This window comes from Flavihumibacter profundi, assembly GCF_020076305.1.
GTDB lineage: Bacteria > Bacteroidota > Bacteroidia > Chitinophagales > Chitinophagaceae > Flavihumibacter > Flavihumibacter profundi.
In genome coordinates this window covers 43263-64673 of record NZ_JAIQXE010000004.1, presented here as the reverse complement: position 1 = coordinate 64673, position 21411 = coordinate 43263, and the positions used below count along the sequence as shown (strand labels likewise).

At 45.1% G+C, this 21411-nt stretch carries 20 protein-coding genes and 5 tRNA genes; 22 read left to right on the top strand and 3 right to left on the bottom strand.

The window, feature by feature from the left end; translation table 11 throughout:
- Nucleotides 1–11 precede the first annotated feature (11 nt).
- The 14 genes from LAQ65_RS18625 to rplL all read left to right on the top strand — a co-directional run bounded on the left by LAQ65_RS18625 (nucleotide 12) and on the right by rplL (nucleotide 6925).
- Nucleotides 12–920, top strand: coding sequence for a tyrosine-type recombinase/integrase (locus tag LAQ65_RS18625; RefSeq protein WP_224118520.1), 909 nt, complete (start codon nucleotides 12–14; stop codon nucleotides 918–920).
- 177 nt (nucleotides 921–1097) lie between these two features.
- Nucleotides 1098–1400, top strand: a complete 303-nt coding sequence (locus tag LAQ65_RS18620) for an HPF/RaiA family ribosome-associated protein (RefSeq protein ID WP_224118519.1) — start codon at nucleotides 1098–1100, stop codon at nucleotides 1398–1400.
- A gap of 205 nt (nucleotides 1401–1605) precedes the next feature.
- Nucleotides 1606–1678, top strand: a tRNA-Thr gene (locus tag LAQ65_RS18615).
- An 11-nt stretch (nucleotides 1679–1689) separates the two neighbouring features.
- Nucleotides 1690–1772, top strand: a tRNA-Tyr gene (locus tag LAQ65_RS18610).
- Between the two features lie 100 nt (nucleotides 1773–1872).
- A tRNA-Gly gene (locus LAQ65_RS18605) sits at nucleotides 1873–1945 on the top strand.
- 37 nt (nucleotides 1946–1982) lie between these two features.
- Nucleotides 1983–2054: transfer RNA gene (locus tag LAQ65_RS18600), tRNA-Thr, on the top strand.
- A gap of 192 nt (nucleotides 2055–2246) precedes the next feature.
- Complete coding sequence (tuf, locus tag LAQ65_RS18595) at nucleotides 2247–3434, top strand: elongation factor Tu (protein ID WP_224118518.1); 1188 nt, start codon at nucleotides 2247–2249, stop codon at nucleotides 3432–3434.
- Between the two features lie 88 nt (nucleotides 3435–3522).
- Nucleotides 3523–3593, top strand: a tRNA-Trp gene (locus LAQ65_RS18590).
- A 125-nt stretch (nucleotides 3594–3718) separates the two neighbouring features.
- Nucleotides 3719–3913 (top strand): preprotein translocase subunit SecE, encoded by a 195-nt coding sequence (secE, locus tag LAQ65_RS18585; RefSeq protein WP_224118517.1) that lies wholly within the window; start codon nucleotides 3719–3721, stop codon nucleotides 3911–3913.
- A complete protein-coding gene (gene nusG, locus LAQ65_RS18580; protein ID WP_224118516.1) occupies nucleotides 3913–4479 on the top strand; it encodes a transcription termination/antitermination protein NusG in 567 nt (188 codons plus the stop codon). The genes secE and nusG overlap by 1 nt, the downstream gene beginning before the upstream one ends.
- A gap of 193 nt (nucleotides 4480–4672) precedes the next feature.
- Nucleotides 4673–5116 carry a 50S ribosomal protein L11 gene (gene rplK / locus LAQ65_RS18575; protein WP_224118515.1) on the top strand — a complete coding sequence of 148 codons (444 nt, stop codon included), beginning with the start codon at nucleotides 4673–4675 and terminating at the stop codon, nucleotides 5114–5116.
- A gap of 26 nt (nucleotides 5117–5142) precedes the next feature.
- Nucleotides 5143–5835, top strand: coding sequence for a 50S ribosomal protein L1 (gene rplA / locus LAQ65_RS18570; RefSeq protein ID WP_224118514.1), 693 nt, complete (start codon nucleotides 5143–5145; stop codon nucleotides 5833–5835).
- 45 nt (nucleotides 5836–5880) lie between these two features.
- Complete coding sequence (rplJ, locus tag LAQ65_RS18565; RefSeq protein WP_224118513.1) at nucleotides 5881–6447, top strand: 50S ribosomal protein L10; 567 nt, start codon at nucleotides 5881–5883, stop codon at nucleotides 6445–6447.
- Nucleotides 6448–6553: 106 nt separating this feature from the next.
- Nucleotides 6554–6925, top strand: coding sequence for a 50S ribosomal protein L7/L12 (gene rplL / locus LAQ65_RS18560; protein WP_224118512.1), 372 nt, complete (start codon nucleotides 6554–6556; stop codon nucleotides 6923–6925).
- A 61-nt stretch (nucleotides 6926–6986) separates the two neighbouring features.
- Here the strand turns inward: rplL and LAQ65_RS18555 are convergent, their stop codons facing one another.
- From LAQ65_RS18555 to LAQ65_RS18545, 3 genes are read right to left on the bottom strand one after another with little or no spacing between them, the layout of a single operon-like run.
- A complete protein-coding gene (locus tag LAQ65_RS18555; RefSeq protein WP_224118511.1) occupies nucleotides 6987–8057 on the bottom strand; it encodes a beta-ketoacyl synthase chain length factor in 1071 nt (356 codons plus the stop codon).
- Nucleotides 8050–9258 (bottom strand): beta-ketoacyl-[acyl-carrier-protein] synthase family protein, encoded by a 1209-nt coding sequence (locus LAQ65_RS18550; protein ID WP_224118510.1) that lies wholly within the window; start codon nucleotides 9256–9258, stop codon nucleotides 8050–8052. The genes LAQ65_RS18555 and LAQ65_RS18550 overlap by 8 nt, the downstream gene beginning before the upstream one ends.
- Before the next feature lie 3 nt (nucleotides 9259–9261).
- Nucleotides 9262–9519 carry a phosphopantetheine-binding protein gene (locus LAQ65_RS18545; protein ID WP_224118509.1) on the bottom strand — a complete coding sequence of 86 codons (258 nt, stop codon included), beginning with the start codon at nucleotides 9517–9519 and terminating at the stop codon, nucleotides 9262–9264.
- Between the two features lie 129 nt (nucleotides 9520–9648).
- On the opposite strand from LAQ65_RS18545, the gene LAQ65_RS18540 reads away from it, so the two are divergent.
- The 8 genes from LAQ65_RS18540 (at nucleotide 9649) to LAQ65_RS18505 (ending at nucleotide 21405) form a co-directional block, all read left to right on the top strand.
- Nucleotides 9649–10572 (top strand): hypothetical protein, encoded by a 924-nt coding sequence (locus LAQ65_RS18540; RefSeq protein ID WP_224118508.1) that lies wholly within the window; start codon nucleotides 9649–9651, stop codon nucleotides 10570–10572.
- 44 nt (nucleotides 10573–10616) lie between these two features.
- Nucleotides 10617–11753: a beta-ketoacyl-ACP synthase III gene (locus tag LAQ65_RS18535; protein ID WP_224118507.1), complete on the top strand. Its 1137-nt coding sequence runs from the start codon at nucleotides 10617–10619 to the stop codon at nucleotides 11751–11753.
- Between the two features lie 5 nt (nucleotides 11754–11758).
- Nucleotides 11759–12172, top strand: a complete 414-nt coding sequence (locus tag LAQ65_RS18530; protein WP_224118506.1) for a hypothetical protein — start codon at nucleotides 11759–11761, stop codon at nucleotides 12170–12172.
- Between the two features lie 18 nt (nucleotides 12173–12190).
- Nucleotides 12191–13192 carry a BtrH N-terminal domain-containing protein gene (locus LAQ65_RS18525; protein ID WP_224118505.1) on the top strand — a complete coding sequence of 334 codons (1002 nt, stop codon included), beginning with the start codon at nucleotides 12191–12193 and terminating at the stop codon, nucleotides 13190–13192.
- A 19-nt stretch (nucleotides 13193–13211) separates the two neighbouring features.
- Nucleotides 13212–13946 (top strand): ABC transporter ATP-binding protein, encoded by a 735-nt coding sequence (locus LAQ65_RS18520; protein WP_224118504.1) that lies wholly within the window; start codon nucleotides 13212–13214, stop codon nucleotides 13944–13946.
- A gap of 1 nt (nucleotide 13947) precedes the next feature.
- Entirely contained in the window at nucleotides 13948–15243 is a 1296-nt protein-coding gene (locus LAQ65_RS18515) for an ABC transporter permease (RefSeq protein ID WP_224118503.1), read from the top strand.
- Nucleotides 15244–15515: 272 nt separating this feature from the next.
- Nucleotides 15516–19319, top strand: a complete 3804-nt coding sequence (gene rpoB / locus LAQ65_RS18510) for a DNA-directed RNA polymerase subunit beta (RefSeq protein ID WP_224118502.1) — start codon at nucleotides 15516–15518, stop codon at nucleotides 19317–19319.
- Nucleotides 19320–19428: 109 nt separating this feature from the next.
- Nucleotides 19429–21405 carry a S9 family peptidase gene (locus LAQ65_RS18505; RefSeq protein WP_224118501.1) on the top strand — a complete coding sequence of 659 codons (1977 nt, stop codon included), beginning with the start codon at nucleotides 19429–19431 and terminating at the stop codon, nucleotides 21403–21405.
- The last annotated feature ends 6 nt before the right edge of the window (nucleotides 21406–21411 follow it).

The following is a 21411-nucleotide window of genomic DNA, read 5'->3' as shown; positions in this document are numbered from 1 at the left end:
ATCCCTTTTCTATGCAACTACCAGAAGACCGCCTGCTGCTCGATTTCCTGCAATACCTCCGTTTTGAAAAAAGGTATTCCGACCACACTGTCAGGGCTTACAACGATGACCTGCTGCAGTTTTCTGTTTATCTCTCCAGGGAATATGAGCTTAATAAATTTGAATTGGCCAGTACAGCTATGGTGCGCAGCTGGCTTTCGGCACAAAGGGAGGGAAGCGCCGGGGTATCACCACGTACCATCAGCAGGAAATTATCTTCACTACGTTCATTTTATAAATATTTATTGAAAAAAGGGGTGATCAGGGTTTCGCCTGTAAACAACCTGGCGGCGCCAAAAGCCGGTAAGAAACTGCCGGTGTATGTGGAAGAACGGCAGGCAGCGATGTTATTTGACGGCAGTTCATTTGGAGATGGCTGGAAAGGCCTGACTACGTCTCTTATTTTGCGCCTGTTTTACCAGACTGGTATGCGATTGACTGAACTTGTTACCCTGAAGAAAAGTCAGGTGAGCACCTATACGCGCTCCATTAAGGTGCTGGGGAAAGGCAATAAGGAGAGAGTTGTTCCCGTGCAGGAGGATTTGCTGGAGGAAATCAGGAAATATGAAGCCATGAAGGCGACGCAATGGGAAACATATGATACCAATCATGTCCTGCTTACCGAAAAGGGGAAACCCCTTTATGCCCAATATGTATACCGCATTGTAAAAGGCTACCTGGGCAATTTCACTACCCTGAGTAAACGGAGCCCGCATATCCTGCGACACAGTTTTGCCACCCATTTACTCAATAACGGTGCGGAACTGAATGCTGTAAAAGAACTGCTGGGGCATGCCAGTTTAGCTGCAACACAGGTGTATACGCATACAACTATCGGCAAACTGAAGGAAGTCCACAAAAAGGCTCACCCCAAGGGCTAAACATTAATCTAATTTGTTGTATGTGAATGGTTTGTGAAATAAAAAAAATAAGCAGGCATTCTTGGAAAATGGGGATCATTATATTATCTTCATAGCAACAGAACCAATAGCCAATGGATAACAAAAATATTCAGAAAGCTCTTTTATTTATTGTTCACTCGTAAAAACGTGATTGCTATGAACGTTAACATTCAAACTGTACACTTTGATGCAGATGTAAAACTCGTGGAGTATGTTACCAACAAATTAAGCAAACTGGAAACATTTCATGAACGGATTATTAAAGTGGATGTTTATTTGAAATTAGACAATGTAGTGCATAACATTAAAGACAAGGTAGCGGAGATCAGGGTGCACGTGCCGAAACACGATTTCTTTGTTAAAGCAAGTTCTAAATCATTTGAAGAGTCATTTGACTGTGCGCTTGATTCCCTGGTAAACCAGATTAAACGTAAAAAACAAAAACAATACGCGGTATAAAAAAAGCCCCCAAAAAGGTGTCTGACCCCCAAAAAGAGTCAGACACCTTTTTTTTTGTGCCTATTTTTCTGTGGAAATGCTTGCCTGGCCTGTGTTCTCCTGTTTTTTTAAAAAAAAGGTTTTCAAAATTTTTGTATTTCTTAAATTCTTTTACCTTTGCCATCCCGAATCAAAAAAGGGGTAGTTCTTTTCTGTTTTTTTATGCGCCACTTTAGCTCAGCTGGTAGAGCAACTGATTTGTAATCAGTAGGTCGTTGGTTCGATTCCGACAAGTGGCTCTCGTAAAATAGGGCAGGTTCCAGAGCGGCCAAATGGGGCGGACTGTAAATCCGCTGTCTTTCGACTTCAGAGGTTCGAATCCTCTCCTGCCCACGTTTCCAATCCTTGTAAATGCAAGGGCGGAGGCAAAAGTTCTTTACAGCATTCCCGGGAGTGCATTTAGTTTTTCAGGTGTTGACAAGGAAAACAATAAGCGGAAGTAGCTCAATTGGTAGAGCGATAGCCTTCCAAGCTATAGGTTGCGAGTTCGAGACTCGTCTTCCGCTCAGATTTTAGTTTGCGACCACAACTAACCGTTTTTACGCCGTTGTAGCTCAGTGGTAGAGCACTTCCTTGGTAGGGAAGAGGTCGTGAGTTCGATTCTCACTAACGGCTCTTAAGAGCTGAAAACCGAACTGTTCTTATATGCTTTGTGAAGTGTAGCAATTTTTCGGGGGTCAGTTGAATCAAAATGTTGAAATGTGCCAGGCAGGCTATGCGGTTGCTATTCTGTATCTTTGCAGGCACAAAATTATATGAAGGCCCTCGGGACTTCCAATTTTAAAAGACAACTTAAAAACAAATAAAATGGCAAAAGAGACCTTTAAGAGGGAAAAGCCCCACGTTAACGTAGGTACTATTGGCCACGTTGATCATGGTAAAACCACCTTGACAGCAGCTATTACTTCTATCCTTGCAGCTAAAGGATTGGCTACAGCGAAGAAGTATGATGAAATTGATGGTGCGCCCGAAGAAAAAGAGCGTGGTATCACTATTAATACTGCACACGTTGAATATCAGACAGCTAACCGTCACTATGCTCACGTTGACTGTCCTGGTCACGCTGATTATGTGAAGAACATGATTACCGGTGCTGCTCAGATGGACGGCGCGATCCTGGTTGTGGCTGCTACCGATGGTCCAATGCCTCAAACGAAAGAGCACATCCTACTGGCCCGCCAGGTAGGTGTACCTCAGATCGTTGTATTCATGAATAAAGTTGACCTGGTTGATGATCCTGAATTGCTGGAACTGGTTGAAATGGAAATCCGTGACCTGTTGAGTTCTTATGGATTCGATGGTGACAATACCCCAATCATCCAGGGTTCTGCTACCGGCGCATTGGCTGGAGAAGAAAAGTGGGTTAAGAAAATCGATGAGCTGATGGAAGCTGTTGACAGCTATATTCCATTGCCTCCTCGCCCGGTTGATATGCCATTCCTGATGTCTGTAGAGGATGTATTCTCTATCACAGGTCGTGGTACTGTTGCTACCGGTCGTATCGAGCGCGGTCGTATTAAAGTTGGTGAAGGTGTTGAGATCGTAGGTCTTATGCCAGCTGCCATGACTTCTACCGTTACCGGTGTTGAGATGTTCAAAAAACTGTTGGATGAAGGTGAAGCTGGGGATAACGCCGGTCTGCTGCTCCGCGGTATTGAAAAATCACAAATCCGTCGTGGTATGGTAATCTGTAAGCCAGGTTCAATTACCCCGCACACTGAATTCCGTGGTGAAGTATACGTACTGAGCAAAGAAGAAGGTGGCCGTCACACTCCGTTCTTTAACAAGTATCGCCCTCAGTTCTACTTCCGTACAACTGACGTAACTGGTGAGTGTACACTTGCTGAAGGAACTGAAATGGTGATGCCTGGTGATAACACCAACCTGAAAGTTACCCTGATTCAACCGATTGCTATGGAAAAAGGTCTGAAATTCGCTATCCGCGAAGGTGGCCGTACCGTAGGTGCCGGACAGGTAACTGAAATCCTGAAGTAATTTTCAGCATAATACAAAGTAAAAATTTGAAAGTAAAAGAGGTTAAACCCCTCTTTACTTTTGAATTTTTACTTTTGACTTTCATTTTACGGGCATAGTTCAATGGTAGAATAGAGGTCTCCAAAACCTTTGATACGGGTTCGAATCCTGTTGCCCGTGCAAGTTGACAGTAATTCATTACTTTGCAGCGGCTCAATAAGTCTCCGGCTTATTGAGTTCTTTTGTTTCTGTTAACTTATATTCATAATCTGGTATCCTGAAACCGAGCCATAAAATTTTTTTGAATGAATAAAATAACTTCATACTTCAGCGAGTCTTATAAGGAGCTGGTTGAAAAAGTGACCTGGCCTACCTGGATTCAACTGCAACAATCTACCATTATTGTATTGGTAGCATCGCTGCTGATCACCCTGATCGTTTGGCTGATGGACTTCGCTTCAAATTCTTTATTGAAACTCATCTATTCATTCTTTGCATAATGGAAGAAATCGTTAACCAACAAGAGACCAAATGGTATGTGCTGCGTGTCGTAAGCGGCAAGGAACGTAAGGTCAAAGAATACCTGGATAAGGAAATCAGCCGCGGTGGATGGAGTGAAGTGGTTAGGCAGGTCTTTCTTCCGGTGGAAAAAGTATATAAAGTGCAGAACGGTAAAAAAGTAATGCGCGAACGTAACTATTACCCTGGCTATGTAATGATCGAAATCGTTGAAGGAAAATTGAGTGATGACCTGCGCGATACCATCAAGAATACCAGTAATGTAATCCATTTCCTTGGAAAGGAAAACCCTATTGCTCTCCGTAAGGCAGAAGTGAACAAGATGCTGGGTAAAATGGACGAGATGAGCGAAGCAGGAGGTATGAGCATGAGCGAACCATTCATCGTCGGAGAAACCATTAAGATCATTGAAGGTCCATTCAATGACTTCAACGGTATTATCGAAGAAGTGAACGACGAGAAGAAAAAACTGAAAGTCACTGTTAAGATCTTCGGTAGGTCTACACCGGTTGAACTTAATTATATGCAGGTAGAGAAACTATCCTGATTGATCATAATACCAGAAAAAGCCACCTGATGGTGGCTTTTTTATTTGTCAAATCTGGTTATTTGCTTAACTTTGCGTCCCCAATCATTAGTTCTTTTTTCGAATTGGATTTGGGAGCCAATCCTTAGAAGCTGTTAGTCAATTACTTACAGTTTATTTGAGAAAGGCGCTATCACCAAAAAAACATATTACAATGGCAAAAGAAATCTCCGGTTTCGTAAAGTTGCAGTGTAAAGGCGGACAAGCCAACCCTGCACCCCCCATCGGTCCAGCCCTCGGTTCTAAGGGCGTGAACATTATGGAGTTCTGCAAGCAGTTCAATGCAAGAACCCAGGACAAAATGGGGAAAGTACTGCCTGTATTAATTACAGTGTACTCCGACAAGTCATTTGACTTTATTATTAAGACCCCTCCCGCTTCTGTTCAATTACTGGAAGCTGCTAAACTGCAGAGTGGTTCTAAAGAGCCTAACCGTTCAAAAGTTGGAAAAGTTACCTGGGCCCAGGTAGAAGCAATTGCGAAGGATAAAATGCCTGACCTGAACTGCTTCACCGTGGAAAGTGCCATGAAAATGGTAGCCGGTACAGCACGTAGCATGGGCATCACTGTTGATGGTGTTGCTCCATGGGAAAATTAATTGTGAAACACAAAAACTTTTGAGCAATGGCTATCACTAAAAAAAGAAAAGCAGTTAACCCTAAGGTTGATTCCAATAAAATTTATTCACTGAAAGAAGCTTCTTCACTCGTGAAGGAAGTGAATATCGCAAAGTTCGATGCTTCTGTTGACCTGCATATCCGCTTGGGTGTTGACCCGAAGAAAGCCGACCAGGCTGTTCGCGGTACAGTTACCCTTCCGCATGGTACAGGTAAAACAAAACGTGTACTTGTACTTTGTACCCCAGATAAAGAGAACGATGCTAAAGCAGCAGGTGCTGACCTGGTTGGTTTAGATGAGTTTATCCAGAAGATTGAAAGCGGCTGGACGGATATCGATGTAATCATCGCTACGCCTTCAGTGATGCCGAAAATCGGTAAACTGGGTAAAGTACTCGGACCACGTAACCTGATGCCGAACCCTAAGACCGGTACAGTTACCAACGATGTTGCTGGCGCAGTTAATGAAGTGAAAGGCGGTAAAATTGCTTTCAAGGTTGATAAAGCAGGTATCGTTCACGCTTCCATCGGTCGCGTAAGTTTTGGTCCGGATAAAATTGCCGAGAACAGCCAGGAGCTGATCAACGCTATCATTAAACTGAAACCAGCTACTGCCAAAGGTACTTACCTGAAAGGCGTTAGCATGGCCAGCACAATGAGTCCGGGTATCATCATCGACACCAAAACATTCATTCACTAATTTACAAACCGTTCTCCTTTAAGAGGCAGAAATAAATTTTGCGGTATGACTAAAGATCAAAAACAAGAAGTGATTGAACTGCTGAAAAGCAAGTTCTCTCAATACAATAATTTTTATATCACCGATACAGAAAGCCTTACCGTTGCACAGGTGACTAAGCTTCGTGGCCATTGCTTTGATAAGCAGGTGGAAATGAAAGTAGCTAAGAACACCCTGATCAAAAAGGCACTGGAATCACTGGACGCTGAAAAATACAGCGGTGTTTATGAAGCACTGAACAATGTAACTGCATTGTTATTCAGTGAAAATCCCAAAGATCCGGCGATGATCATCACTTCATTCCGTACGTCAAGTAAGACTGAACGTCCGGTATTGAAGGCAGCTTTTATCAACGGAGATGTATATATCGGCGATGACCAACTGAAAGCCCTGACCAAAATCAAAACCAAAAATGAACTCATTGGTGAGGTTATTGGCCTGTTGCAAGCTCCTGCACAGCGCGTTATCGCTGCTTTGCTCGAAAAAGGTAAAAAAGCGGATGTTGTTGCAGAAGCTGCACCAGCACCTGAAGCACCAGCTGCTCCGGAAGCACCTGCTGCACCTGCAGAATAATTTTTTAACAACAAATAATTCCCCTGCCTGAAGGGGTGTATTTTAGAATTTTTTTAAAACCTGCCGTCGGAGCAACAGGCTGTGAAGACGGTAAAAATTTTAAACCATGGCAGACGTAAAAGTATTAGCTGAACAACTGGTAAGCCTCACTGTAAAAGAAGTACAGGAACTGGCTGATTTTCTGAAATCCGAGTACGGTATCGAACCTGCTGCAGCTGCAGTAGTAGTAGCAGCAGAAGGCGCTGGCGCAGCTGTTGTAGAAGAAAAAACTGCTTTCAATGTAATCCTGAAAAGCGGTGGTGCTTCTAAACTGAACGTAGTGAAAATCGTTAAAGACCTTACTGGTCTTGGACTGAAAGAAGCTAAAGAACTAGTTGACGGTGCTCCTAAAGCAGTTAAAGAAGGTGTATCTAAAGCAGAAGCTGATGATATCGCTAACAAACTGAAAGAAGCAGGTGCTGATGTAGAAATCAACTAATCCTGTTCAACCTGAATAATTAAGCCGCAATTTTATTGCGGCTTTTTTTGTGTCCTGGATCTTAATCTTCTGTCTGCTGCAGCAGGTAAAGCACATGGTCCTTTGCCTGGTAATGATTGTAGATGATTATATTTTTTATGGGACCCTTCATTGCGGGCCTGATGGTAAGGCTGGGAAAAACCTGTTGGCGTTGGGCTGCCCAAGCTGCCATCCATACTGCAAAACCAACCGCAGTGTCAAATTCCCCGCAGGCAGGTTTAAAGCATTGTATGCAAGTGCTGGTATCACTGGCAGCCAATACTGCATCGTAGTAATGATTATGCCGCACATCCCCGTTATATCCCAGTATAACCAGGTCAATATCTTCCCTTCGCAGGTGGTGCTCCTTTAACAGGCTGGTCAGTTCATCTAAAACTGCAGCAACTGTTGGCTCAAATAACATCCGTAATCCACTCAGTTTTGCCAGCGCACCCGCTTTGTTTTTTTGTACTACAAAAAAGAATGTACCCTCGCCGGCTATACTGCCTGTAGTTTTTGACGCAATCAATTCCCTGCAGGAAACCGGTTCCTTTTTCCATGCACCCAGTTTTTGCTTAATGATATAATGTTCCGGGGATATCTCTTCAAAACATCCTACAAGTGCCTGTTCAATTTCCCCTTCCTGTAAAAGCATCATTGCATCGGTAAGGGCCAGCTCCAGCGAAAATCCACGATGGACATAAGTTGTATTGTAACAACTTGCACCGTATTGCAATCCTATTAATCCGTTTAATGAATTATAAGTTGACTGGATAAACGGGGTGGGATTTAATGTGCCTTCATGGAATTCGAGGATATTCTGGATGAATTTTTCGGTATCATAAATGCTGCCCTTACCGGTTCCTGTGATGATTGCTTCAGGTTTTTTTATGCCGGCATCAGCAAGACTCTCAATTGCCGCAACAAGGCCCGTGCGTGTTACACGGCTCATTCGCCTCAGCTGCATGATCGTAAAATATTTACTGTAATCCGGGTGCAGGTAATGTAAACTGTTGCCTGTTGCTTCCGTCAGTTCCCCGGGCAAATCATTATTGCCGAAGGTGTCTTGTGCGCAGATCGCACGGGCAGATCGTATATAAACCGGGCTAAGCATATTTACTGAATAAGAGGCTGGCATTATTGCCGCCAAATCCAAATGAATTACTTAACACATGTTCAATTGAGGTATGCTCTTTTACTGCCGTCAGGGGTAATAGCTTTATCTCAGGCATTGGTGTTTCAAAATTTAAAACCGGGTACAACTCATTATGCCGGATATTGAATACTGAAAATATGGCTTCAATGGCTCCCGCGGCTGCCAGGGTATGACCCGTATAACATTTTGTAGAACTGAACGCAGGCATATTTTCCCCAAACAATTTTTTCATGGCTATAGCTTCAGCAATATCATTGTTGATGGTAGCTGTACCATGTGCATTGATGTAGGAAATATCACTGGTTTTTAATTGGGCGATTTCAATGGCACCTTTCATGGCCCGGTAGGCGCCTTCTCCTTCGGGTGATGGTGATGTCGGGTGAAAGGCTTCATTGTAATTGCAGAATCCGCTGAATACCGCAAGCGGTTTCCGACCCGATGCGTACATCATTTCTTCTGATTCCAAAACCAGGTAAGCCGCACCTTCACCAAGATTAAGTCCGTTCCTGTTGGCATCAAATGGTTTGCATGGGTTCCTGTCAATATTTTTAAGGCTGTTAAAGCCGTTCAGGGTAAAGCGGGTGAGGGTATCTGCGCCACCACAAATTGCACCATCCAATACTCCGTTCCTGATCAGCCGGGCGCCATACATCAGCGCGTTAGCTGAAGAAGAACAGGCAGTACTGACGGTTCCGATAAACCTGGCCAGGTGAAAATGCCGGGCTAGTTCCTCTGTGCAGTGTCCGCAATCGAGTGTATCACCAAGCAGGTTAATAGCTGCTTCGCTTTTTGAAGGATCGACCAATTCAGTGTAATGGTCTTCAACATCGGCCATGCCACCAACAGATGTTGCGTTGATGAAACCCATTTTACCCATTCCTGGTTGATATGCAGTTTCACCGAGCGCCTCTTCCATAGCTAGTGCGGCCATACTGACCAACCGGTTGGGAAATAATTGACCAGGGTACCTGAGTAAATTATGTAAGGTCGCAGTATCTTCTTTTATCTCTGCTGCCGGCAATTTGTCTTTCAGTAGACTGTTCAGGTGGCTCGAATGCGAAATGCCGGATTGCATGGCTAATAACGCAGACCGGTTTTCAGTTACGCCAATTCCCAAGGCGGAAATAATTCCCATACCAGTCACATACACGCTGCGCATGTCTTATTTTTTTCTGTTGGCCTGGATATAATCTGCCATTACCTGTATTGATTCAAATACACGGCGACCTTCGCGCGGATCCTCTATTTTAATTCCATAATTGCGTTCCAGTAATACAATCATTTCAAGGGAATCTATACTGTCTAAACCAAGTCCGTCGCCAAACAGGGGTGCATCATCGTCTATCTCTTCAGGTTGCATACCCTGCAGGCTAAGTGCTTCAATTATCTGCAGTTTCAAAGCACGTTTAAAATCTTCCATTCAAGGCGTTTTGATTAATGTTCTCAAAAATAGCCATATTTAGTATTAGCGTGCCCTGCAGGAAAAAAAAATGTAATGGATGGGGGGAAACCATGGAATTATTTAACTTGGGCAGTTATATAATGATCTATGGCATCGAAGAATATTTTAGTTATTTATTATACACAAAGCGGGCAATTAAGTGATATTATCCGGAATATGCTGAAACTTGTTTCAAATGAAGCCGAGATAACCACAGTTGAATATAAACCGGTGCAGGATTTTCCTTTTCCCTGGACCTCAGAGCAATTCTTTGATGCTATGCCCGAGTGTGTAAAGGAAATTCCGGTTGAATTAAAACCCCTGCAAATTCCTGATAAAACCTATGACCTGGTAATATTTGGGTACCAGCCCTGGTTTTTATCGCCATCCATCCCAACATCCAGCTTCCTGCAAAGCAGCTATGCAGCAGTACTTTCGGGTAAACCGGTCATTACTGTTGTCGGCTCTCGTAATATGTGGCTCAATGCCCAGGAAAAAGTAAAAGGTGCTTTGCAAAAAATCGGGGCCCGGCATGTAGGCAATATCGTCCTGGCCGATACCAACCACAATTTAATCAGCCTGTTTACAATAATACGGTGGACTTTCACCGGGCGGAAAGAGGCAAAAGGCCTGCTGCCAGAAGCTGGTGTACAAACACGTGATATCGAAGGCGCCAGCCGTTTCGGCCCAATTATACTGGATGCACTTAAAACCGGCCAATTTGATAATTTGCAGCAAAAACTGCTCGATTCGGGCGCAGTGCATCTAAAGCCAACCCTTATCGTACTTGAAAAAAGAGCAATTACCAATTTCAGGAAATTCGCTACTTATATCCGTGAAAAAGGGGAAAGGGGAAATCCTGCAAGGATGCCCCGCGTAAAACTCTTTAAAAGATTATTGCTGACAGGAATCTTTGTTCTTTCCCCCATATCCGGATTAACTGCAAGGCTTATCAGCTTGTTTAAGAAGAAGACATTCCGCCGGCAGCTAAATTATTTTAAAGGTATTCGCTATGAAAGTGGGGTTATCTGAAATGACTATTTAATATTGCAGAAGAATCCAAATTTGAACCAATTATGGGAGATGTGTATGTAAACAGGTTGTCAAAGTTTTTACCCAATGATCCGGTTAGTAATGATGATATAGAACTTTACCTGGGAATGGTGGATGGCAAACCTTCGCGCGCAAGACTGAAAATCCTTGGAAATAATAAGATCACTTCCCGTTATTATGCCATTGATAAAAATGGAAAAAGTACCCATACCAATGCACAGCTTGCTGCAAAGGCTATCGAAGGATTATTTGATGACATTATTACTAAAAATGATATTGAATTATTAACAGGCGGCACTATGTCGCCTGAACAGTTGTTGCCAAGCCATACTGCTATGGTGCATGGTGAGCTTGGCTGCCCGCCCATTGAAATTGCTTCCCTCAGCAGTTCCTGCGCTTCGGGTTTCCAGGCCTTGAAATATGCCTTCCTTTCTGTAAAGAACGGCGACATTAATAACGCGGTAGCATTTGCTTCTGAAAAAGTATCTACCTGGCTTCGCCATGATAAGTTTGATGCTGAAGCGGAAAAACTGAAAGAGCTGGAGTCCAACCCTATCATCGCCTTTGAAAAAGACTTCATGCGCTGGATGCTGAGCGATGGGGCCGGGGCGGCATTGGTGCAAAATGCACCAAATAAAGAAGGCCTTTCCCTGCGGGTTGATTTCATAGATATCAAGTCATATGCAAATGAACTGCCCACCTGTATGTATTCAGGCGCAATCCGCAATCCGAATGGTACACTTACCGGTTTCCCCGAGTTTACTCCTGAAGAGTGGGGCAACCAGAGTATTTTTTCTTTCAAGCAGGATACCCGATTACTGGGAGTGAAAATTGTGCCAATGGGCGGATTGTTCATGAAAGAAGTATTTGAGAAACATAAGCTGACTGTTGAAGGCATCACCTGGTACCTTCCGCATTTGTCTTCAGAATATTTCCGTGATATCATCATGAAAGAACAGGAAAAAATAGGGCTACCCGTACCTTCTGAAAAATGGTTTACTAACCTGACCCGGGTAGGAAATGTAGGCAGTGTTTCCCCTTTCCTGATGCTGGAAGAAATGTTCAATGGAGGCAAACTGAAAAAAGGGGATACTCTTTTGGTGATGATACCGGAAAGTGCGAGATTTTCTTATATATATGCACACTTTACTGTAGTTTAATTACTATGAATAAAGACGAAGTTCCGCAAGACAGGAAAATCATTCATGGCCAGGACAACAGCCTGGTGAAGGTTTTGTATGTAACTGACCAAAGCGGTAAATATGAAACCACCAAGTATGCCGGCTGGGATGCTGAAAACCTGGCAATGAGCCAGGCCTGGGATGATATTGATGATAAAATTGAACAAACCCGCAAAAAAGTAATCTCCGGGGAACTGAGCCCGATTGCTTATTACATGGAGAAAAGTTTAATGGACTTGTCAACGCTTGCGCAGTATGTAGGCATCTGGAAGTTTTTTGTCAAACGCCACCTCCAGCCCGCTTCGTTTAAGAAATTATCCAAAAAAAAATTGCAGCAATATGCTTCCGTTTTCAACATACCAGTTGAAGACCTCGAGCATTTTCCCGGACAGCAATAATGCAACCGGTTACCCACAATGAAAATTGAGAATTTTAGCCACCAGCAATCTGCACACTGTGAAAGTGGTGTAACCCTTAGCCTGCTTCGACATTACGGCATTGAGTTAACCGAACCACTGATTTTCGGCATCGGTGCAGGTTTGTTTTTCGGGCACCTTCCTTTTATAAAAGTGAACGGTGTACCAGGTACCACATTCAGGATCTGGCCCGGTTATATTTTCAAAAGGGTTTGTAAGGAGCTGGGCATAACCATGAAGGTGGACTCCTTTTCTTCACCCGAAAAAGGAATGGCTGCTCTTGATGATGCACTTGCAGCGAATAAACCCGTTGGCATGCAATCGAGCGTGTATTACCTGAGTTATTTTCCACCGGCATTTCGCTTTCATTTTAATGGGCACAACTTAATTGCCTATGGCAAGGAAAACAATGAATACCTGATCAGCGACCCTGTAATGGAAACTGCTACAAGGCTTTCCGCAGAAGACCTGGAGAAAGCCCGTTTCGCGAAAGGGTTCCCAGCCCCAAACGGTAAAATGTATTACCCCGTGAAGGCATCCGGCAAAAAAGACCTGTCAGCCGCAATTGTCAGCGGGATGAAGAAAACCTGTTTTTTCATGCTGCAGTCACCACCGCCATTTTTTGGGTACAGGGGTATTGCCTTCTTAGGCAGGCGGATAAAAACTTATCCGCAGAAACTCGATGCCCGGAGGGCAGCATTGTTTACCGGTAATATCATCAGGATGCAGGAAGAGATCGGGACCGGCGGCGCAGGATTCCGTTTCTTATATGCGGCCTTTTTGCAGGAAGCTGCAGTCATCACTAAAAATGATGCATTATTGGCTATGTCAGCAGAAATGACGAAGATTGGCGACGAGTGGAGGAATTTTGCTTATGCTGCTGCAAGGGTTATGAAAGACAGATCGGGTAACCGGTCCTCTTACAATGAACTCGGTGATATGCTCATCGCAATTTCTGCAAAAGAAAAAGACTTCTTTACCCGGTTAAAAAAACTACTGTAAGCGTGCAGTCCACTGCCTTATGTTAGCGATCAGCCAATTGTATAAAACTTACCGCCAGGCCTCAGAGCCTTCCTTAAGCGGTTTGACCATCGATTTCCCGGGAAATATTATTGCCGGTTTACTCGGACCTAACGGTGCCGGTAAAACGACAACCATTTCTATCTTATGCGGATTGGTGAAAGCCGATAGCGGCAGTGTAAAAGTTCTGGGCTATGATATCGCAGAAGACAAGGAAGAGATAAAAAAAAGAATCGGCGTAGTCCCCCAATCCATTGCGCTCTATCCCACCTTAACGGTCACAGAGAACCTGGAATACATAGGTAAATTATACGGGTTAACGAATGCAGCCATCAGGCAGAAAACAGGCCGCTACCTGCACCTGTTCGGATTGGAGAAAAGTGCGCATAAAGCAATCCGCCATTTTTCCGGCGGCATGAAAAGGCGGGCCAATATTATAGCAGCCCTGTTGCACGAACCCCGGTTGCTTATACTGGATGAGCCGACAGCCGGTGTTGATGTGCAGTCGCGGAACATGATCCTGCAATTCCTGAAGGAATATCACGGGCAGGGTCACTCGATTTTATATACTTCGCACCTTTTGGAGGAAGCCCAGCAGCTCTGTAATGAAATAGCCATCATAGACCATGGTAAACTTGTGGTGAAAGGCAATCCGGCAGAACTGATGGAAAAGAACCAGTGCAGCAGCCTTGAACAGGTATTCCTTCACCTTACCGGTTATACCGTAAGAGATTAATATGCGCAAGATTATCGCCACACTGATCAATGAGTTCCGCCTGTTCCGGAAAGACCTGGCGGGAGTGGCGTTATTATTTTTGATGCCCCTGGTCCTAACCATTATCATGGCTTTGATTCAGGACGCACCCTTCAGGGAATACCAGGATATCAGGTTTGATGTGCTTTGGGTAAATAAGGATAATGGCCGGCTTGCCGAGAAAATGAAAGATGGACTTATGTCCATCCCGCAATTCAGGCTGGTGAGCAGTTATGAGAACAAACCATTGGATGAAATCAAGGCCAGGGAACTGGTACAATCCGGCACTTTCAAAATCGCCATTATCGTTCCGGAAGGCATTACTGCCGAAGTCGTGAACAGCGCCAACCAGGTAGCCAATGATATGGGTAAAAGATTAGGGGCGGCCGGCAAATTGCCCGAGCGTGAAACGCGTTCCGCCAACCTGGAGATATATTTTGACCCGGTCACCAAACAGGCCATGAAACTTTCACTGTTGAACGCACTGGATAAGCAGCTGACCAAAGTGCAGGCTGAGATGATCATGGGCCGCCTGTCGGACCGAATGAATAGCGCCGGTGGCGACAGCAGTCCATCGCCTGAATTTGACCTGCAGCAAAAAATGCAGGCAGTCAGTATTAAAGAATTTTCTGCCGACCGGCAGAGCAAAGTGAACCTGAACACCAATTCGGTACAGCATAATGTACCGGCCTGGGCCATATTCGGACTGTTTTTTATCATCATACCCATTGCCGGGAATACGATCAGGGAGCGCGAAGAGGGGAGCCTGATGCGGATCAGGCTGATACCCGGTTCCTATTTTTCCATCCTGTTTGGCAGGTTGTCTTTTTATGTATTGCTGGGCGTTGCCCAGTTTTACGGTATGCTGCTGGCAGGCTGGGCCATTTTGCCGAAACTGGGTCTACCGCATTTGTATATGGGCCAGGCCCCGCTGACACTTTTGGTGACTGCCATGGTCATTGCCATTACTGCAACAGCTTATGGGGTTTGTATTGGCGCCCTGTTCCAAACCCCTAACCAGGCCCTGCCATTCGGGGCAATATCCATTGTGATATTGTCAGCCATTGGCGGAATCTGGGTTCCTGTGGAAATCTTACCCGCCGGGTTGCAGCAACTGGCCAAAGTTTCGCCCCTACACTGGGCCCTTGATGCTATCAATACCATTTTCCTCCGTAATGGCGGGCTTCCGGCGGTCTGGACCAACCTTGCTATCCTTTTAGGCTTTTCGGCGGTTTTTGTAACCATTGCCGGCCTGGTGGAGAGCGGGAGGCAGCAGTAGGGTGAATGGTGAATTGTGAATGTTAAATGTGCAGGCTCCTCCTATTTACCATTCACAATTCACTATTCACACCACAAAATTTCTTGTTCTTATCTCCCCAAATCCCTACCTTTGCCGTCCGTTTTAATATGTTCGGCTAATTATCTGGGGAGGTTATGAAATGGCCATTTTTATGTAACTTCCTTACAATCAGCGCACTGGGGACCTATTTACCCAACGGATATATACTGTCGACGTTTATTAAAAAGCTTTAAAACCGGTTTAAAATACATATGTCTTCAACTAAACAGAACACCAGGATCAACTTTGGTAAGATCAAACACCTCGCTGAAGCTCCTGACCTGCTGGAAGTGCAGATTCAATCGTTTAAAGACTTCTTCCAATTAGAAACTACTCCCGACAAACGTAACAACGAAGGTTTGTTCAAGGTGTTCAAGGAAAACTTCCCGATCACCGATACCCGCAACATTTTCGTATTGGAGTTCCTTGATTATTTCATTGATCCTCCCCGTTATACGATCGAAGAGTGTATGGAACGTGGTCTTACTTATGCTGTTCCCCTGAAAGCAAAACTGCGCCTGAGTTGTAATGACGAAGAGCACGTTGATTTCCAGACTATTGTACAGGACGTGTTTTTGGGAAATATCCCATACATGACCCCCCGTGGTACTTTCGTGATCAATGGCGCTGAGCGTGTTGTGGTATCGCAGTTACACCGTTCACCCGGTGTGTTCTTTGGACAGTCCATTCACCCGAATGGTACCAAGATCTATTCTGCCCGTGTGATCCCTTTCAAAGGTGCATGGATGGAATTTGCGACAGACATCAACAACGTGATGTATGCCTACATTGACCGTAAGAAAAAGTTCCCTGTAACGACATTATTGCGTTCCATCGGCTTTGAAACAGATAAAGACATCCTGGAACTTTTCGGCATGGCCGACGAAGTGAAGGGTGAAAAGAAAGCACTGGAGAAATTCCTTGGTAAGAAACTCGCTGCCCGCGTATTAAGGACATGGGTAGAAGATTTCGTGGATGAAGATACCGGGGAAGTTGTTTCCATCGAAAGGAATGAAGTGGTATTGGAGCGTGATACCATCCTTGATGAAGAAGCCATTGACATGGTGGTTGACATGGATGTGAAAAGCATTTTCCTGCAGCGTGAAGACGTTGGTGGTGATTATGCAATCATCTACAATACCCTGAATAAAGATACTTCGAACAGTGAACTGGAAGCAGTTCAGCACATCTACCGCCAGTTGCGTGGTGCTGATGCACCCGATGATGAAACCGCCCGCGGAATCATCGACAAACTGTTCTTCTCTGATAAGCGTTATGACCTAGGTGAAGTTGGCCGTTATAAGATTAACCGCAAACTGAACCTGAATTATCCCCTGGATCATAAGGTATTAACGAAGGAAGACATTATTGAAATCATTAAATACCTGGTACGCCTTACCAACGCGAAAGCAGAGATCGATGATATCGATCACCTGAGCAACCGTCGGGTTCGTACCGTGGGTGAGCAGTTGTATGCACAATTCGGTGTTGGATTGGCCCGTATGGCGCGTACTATCCGTGAAAGGATGAACGTACGTGATAACGAGGTCTTCACACCGGTTGACCTTATCAATGCCCGTACACTTTCATCTGTGATCAACTCTTTCTTCGGAACGAGCCAGTTGTCACAGTTCCTCGACCAAACCAACCCCTTGTCTGAAATCACGCACAAGCGTCGTATTTCTGCACTCGGACCAGGTGGTTTGAGCCGTGAGCGTGCAGGGTTTGAAGTACGTGACGTACACTATTCCCATTATGGTCGCCTTTGTACCATTGAAACCCCGGAAGGTCCGAACATTGGTCTGATCTCTACCCTTTGCGTACACGCGAAGATCAATGAGATGGGCTTTATTGAAACACCTTACCGCAAAGTTGAGAATGGTAAAGTAAACATGAAGGAACTCACCTTCCTGAGTGCTGAAGAAGAAGATAGCGCCAAGATCGCCCAGGCCAACTCACCATTAAGTGAAAAGGGTGAATTTATGGAGGAAAAAGTAGTAAGCCGCGAAACCGGTGACTTCCCGATCCTCGATAGGGCAGATGTTGAATATATGGACGTTGCTCCTAACCAGATTGTTGGATTGAGTGCATCATTGATTCCGTTCCTGGAGCATGATGATGCCAACCGCGCGCTGATGGGATCAAACATGCAACGCCAGGCTGTACCGCTGATCAAACCACAGGTGCCTTTCGTTGGTACCGGCCTTGAAGCCAAAGCTGCCCGTGATGCACGTGTGCAGATCCTTGCTGAAGGAGATGGTGTTGTAGAATATGTTGACGGTAATGAAATCCATATCCGTTACGAACGCAACGAACAGCAACGCCTGGTAAGTTTTGAAGAAGACCTGATCATTTATAAGCTCACCAAATACCAGAAAACCAACCAGGAAACCTCTATCACACTGAAGCCTGCCGTTAAGAAAGGCCAGCATGTGAAAGAAGGCGAATTCCTTACAGAAGGTTATGCGGTACAAGGTGGTGAGGTAGCGCTTGGTCGTAACCTGAAAGTGGCCTTCATGCCATGGAAAGGCTACAACTTTGAGGATGCTATCGTGATCAACGAAAAAGTTGTTCGTGAAGACCTCTTCACTTCTATACATATTTCTGAATATGAACTGGAAGTGCGCGATACCAAACTTGGTGAAGAAGAACTGACACCGGATATTCCAAACGTTTCTGAAGAAGCAACAAAAGACCTCGATGAGAATGGTATTATTCGCGTAGGGGCTCATGTAAAGGAAGGGGATATCCTTATTGGTAAGATCACACCAAAAGGTGAAAGCGATCCTACTCCTGAAGAGAAACTGCTTCGTGCCATCTTCGGTGATAAAGCCGGTGATGCTAAAGATGCTTCCCTGAAAGCACCGAATGGTGTGGAAGGTGTGGTGATCGATAAGAAACTGTTCCAGCGTGCAAAGAAAGATAAGAATACCAAAGTTCGCGAAAAGGCAGCCCTGGAGAAAGTAGAGAAAGTACACGAGAAGAACGAATCTGACCTGCAGGAAGTTCTCCTGAGTAAACTGCAAACCCTGCTGAAGGAAAGACCATCAGCTGGCGTTAGCAACAACTTTGGTGAAATGCAGATCGGTAAAGGCGCGAAGTTCACAGCTAAAAACCTTGCCGGACTCGATTACCTGAACATCAATCCATTGGGATGGACAGGTGATGAGAAAGTCGATAGCCAGATCAATGTTCTGCTGCACAACTTTAGCATCAAATACAACGAAGAACTGGGTCGCTATAAGCGCGAGAAATTCAATATCTCTATTGGAGATGAATTACCGGCAGGTGTATTGAAACTGGCAAAAGTTTACCTCGCAGTTAAGCGTAAGCTGAAAGTGGGTGATAAAATGGCGGGCCGTCACGGTAACAAAGGTATCGTTGCGAAAATCGTTCGTGCTGAAGACATGCCTTTCCTGGAAAATGGCGAACCAGTTGATATCGTGCTGAACCCACTTGGGGTACCAAGCCGTATGAACCTCGGCCAGATCTATGAAACAGTACTTGGCTGGTGCGGTGAGAAACTGGGCGTTAAATTCGCTACCCCGATTTTTGATGGCGCCACTACAGAAGAAATTGAAAACTATTGCACACAGGCTGGTATTCCGATGATGGGTCACACGCATCTTTATGATGGTGAAACCGGCGATCGTTTCCACCAGAAGGCTACAGTGGGTATCATTTACATGATCAAACTGCACCACATGGTTGATGACAAAATGCACGCCCGTTCAATCGGACCATACTCCCTCATTACGCAACAACCCCTGGGTGGTAAAGCCCAGTTCGGTGGACAGCGTTTCGGTGAGATGGAGGTTTGGGCACTGGAAGCATATGGTGCATCTAATATCCTGCAGGAATTGCTCACTATTAAGTCTGATGATATCATTGGTCGCGCTAAGACCTATGAGGCCATCGTTAAAGGCGACAATATTCCAAAAGCAGGTGTTCCGGAATCTTTCAACGTGTTGATCCACGAATTGAGGGGTTTAGGTCTAGACCTGAAATTTGATTAATGCTTACGCCTTCGGGCCGATCATAATTGTAAAGCCATCCGGAGAACATCCGGGTGGCTTTTTTGTTATCTTTAATTATAACCTTAACTGCAAACACACTCTTTCATTTATGAAGTCTTTTTTCCTGACGGTATTCGCCGCTGGTATGGTATTGCTTGCTTCGGCGCAGGCCAAACGCCCGATTTCCCCTTCTGATGTTTACCGACTGCAACAACCTTCATCCCCAAAGGTTTCACCCGATGGTAAATGGGTTGTGTACGACCTGAGCTCTGTAGACAGTGCCAAAGACAAATCGTCCACTGATTTGTGGATGGTCAGCTGGGATGGCAAGGAACAGGTGCAATTAACCTTTGACCCGGGCAGTGAGGGCAATGCGCATTTTAGTCCGGATGGGAAATATATTTCGTTTATAGCTACACGTGGCGATGACAAACAAAGCCAGTTATACCTGTTGGATAGAAGAGGTGGCGAAGCCAAAAAGCTGACCAATATAAAAGGTGAGATTGATGATTACGACTGGTCGCCCAATGGCCAGCAATTATTGCTGAGTATTAAGGACCTTAATTACGCAGATACCTCAGCTACAAAAATCAGGAAGCCCTATGTGATAGACCGTTACCAATTCAAGAAAGACTACCAGGGTTACCTGGATAGCACCGCTACTCACCTCTATGTGTACACGCTTGCTACCAAAAAGCTCGATACACTCACCAGGGGTATTTATAATGAGACACAGGCTGTGTTTTCACCCGATGGCAACCGTATTGCTTTTGTAAGTAACCGCACTGAAATGCCGGATAAAAATGACAACACCGACATATTTGTAATGGAAGCAAAAGCCGGTGCGGTTCCCATGCAGCTTACCAAATGGGCCGGTGAAGATATGCATCCCGTATGGAGCCCGGATGGCAAATTGATCGCCTATTCCCAAAGCAGCAGCGATGAAACATTTACCATGTATGGACAAACCCAGCTGGCACTGGTCCCTGCAGCAGGTGGGGAAGTAAGGATTTTGTCGGCTCAGATTGACAGGCCGGTAAAGAATTTCAGGTGGAGCAGTGATGGTAAGCAGATTGCTGCCCTTATGCAGGATGACCGGGAGGGGCAGGTTGTTGCTTTTGATGCGGCTTCCGGAAAAATGACACGACTTGTTACGGGTGAAAAAAGTTTTAATACACTTGAAACCAATAAGGCAAAAAACGGCTGGGTAACGGTGATGAGTACCCCAATTACACCGGGAGAAATATATGCTATCGAAGGAACGCAACAGAGAAAACTCACCAATGTGCAGGATTCCTTCCTGGCGCCCCTGGCACTGCCAAAGGTTGAAGGGTTCCGGAGTAAAAGCAAGGATGGTACCATAGTGGGTGGCATATTGTATCGCCCTGCTAATACTGCCGCAAACACAAAATTACCCCTGGTCATTTTTATACACGGAGGACCGGTAGACCAGGATGAATATGAATTTGATATGACCCGCCTGGTTTATGCATCGGCTGGTTATGCTGTTGCCGCCGTCAATTACCGGGGTAGCAGTGGCCGGGGTGTGGCTTATACCAAAGCCATTTACAGCGATTGGGGAAATAAGGAAGTGATGGATGTACTGGGTGCTGCAGACTACCTGATAGCCTCAGGGGTAGTGGATGGAAACCGGATGGGACTGGCGGGATGGAGTTACGGCGGGATCACCACTAATTATACTATTGCTACCGACCAGCGGTTTAAAGCAGCTGTAAGTGGTGCAGGTAGTTCACTGCAACTAAGCATGTATGGTAGTGACCAGTATATCTCACAATATGAAAAGGAATTGGGCTATCCCTGGAAGAATACAGAAAAATGGCTGGCCTTGTCCTATCCGTTTTTGAAGGCAGATCGTATAAAAACACCGACCCTTTTTATGGCAAGCCAGAATGATTTCAATGTTCCTGTGATCGGCGCAGAACAAATGTACCAGGCCTTGAAAACACTGGGTGTTCCAACTGAGCTGATCATCTATCCGGGGCAGAACCACGGTATTGTTGTACCGAGTTACCTGGTGGATCGCTATAAGCGGCATATTGCCTGGTTTGATAAGTATTTGAAATAGACGGGA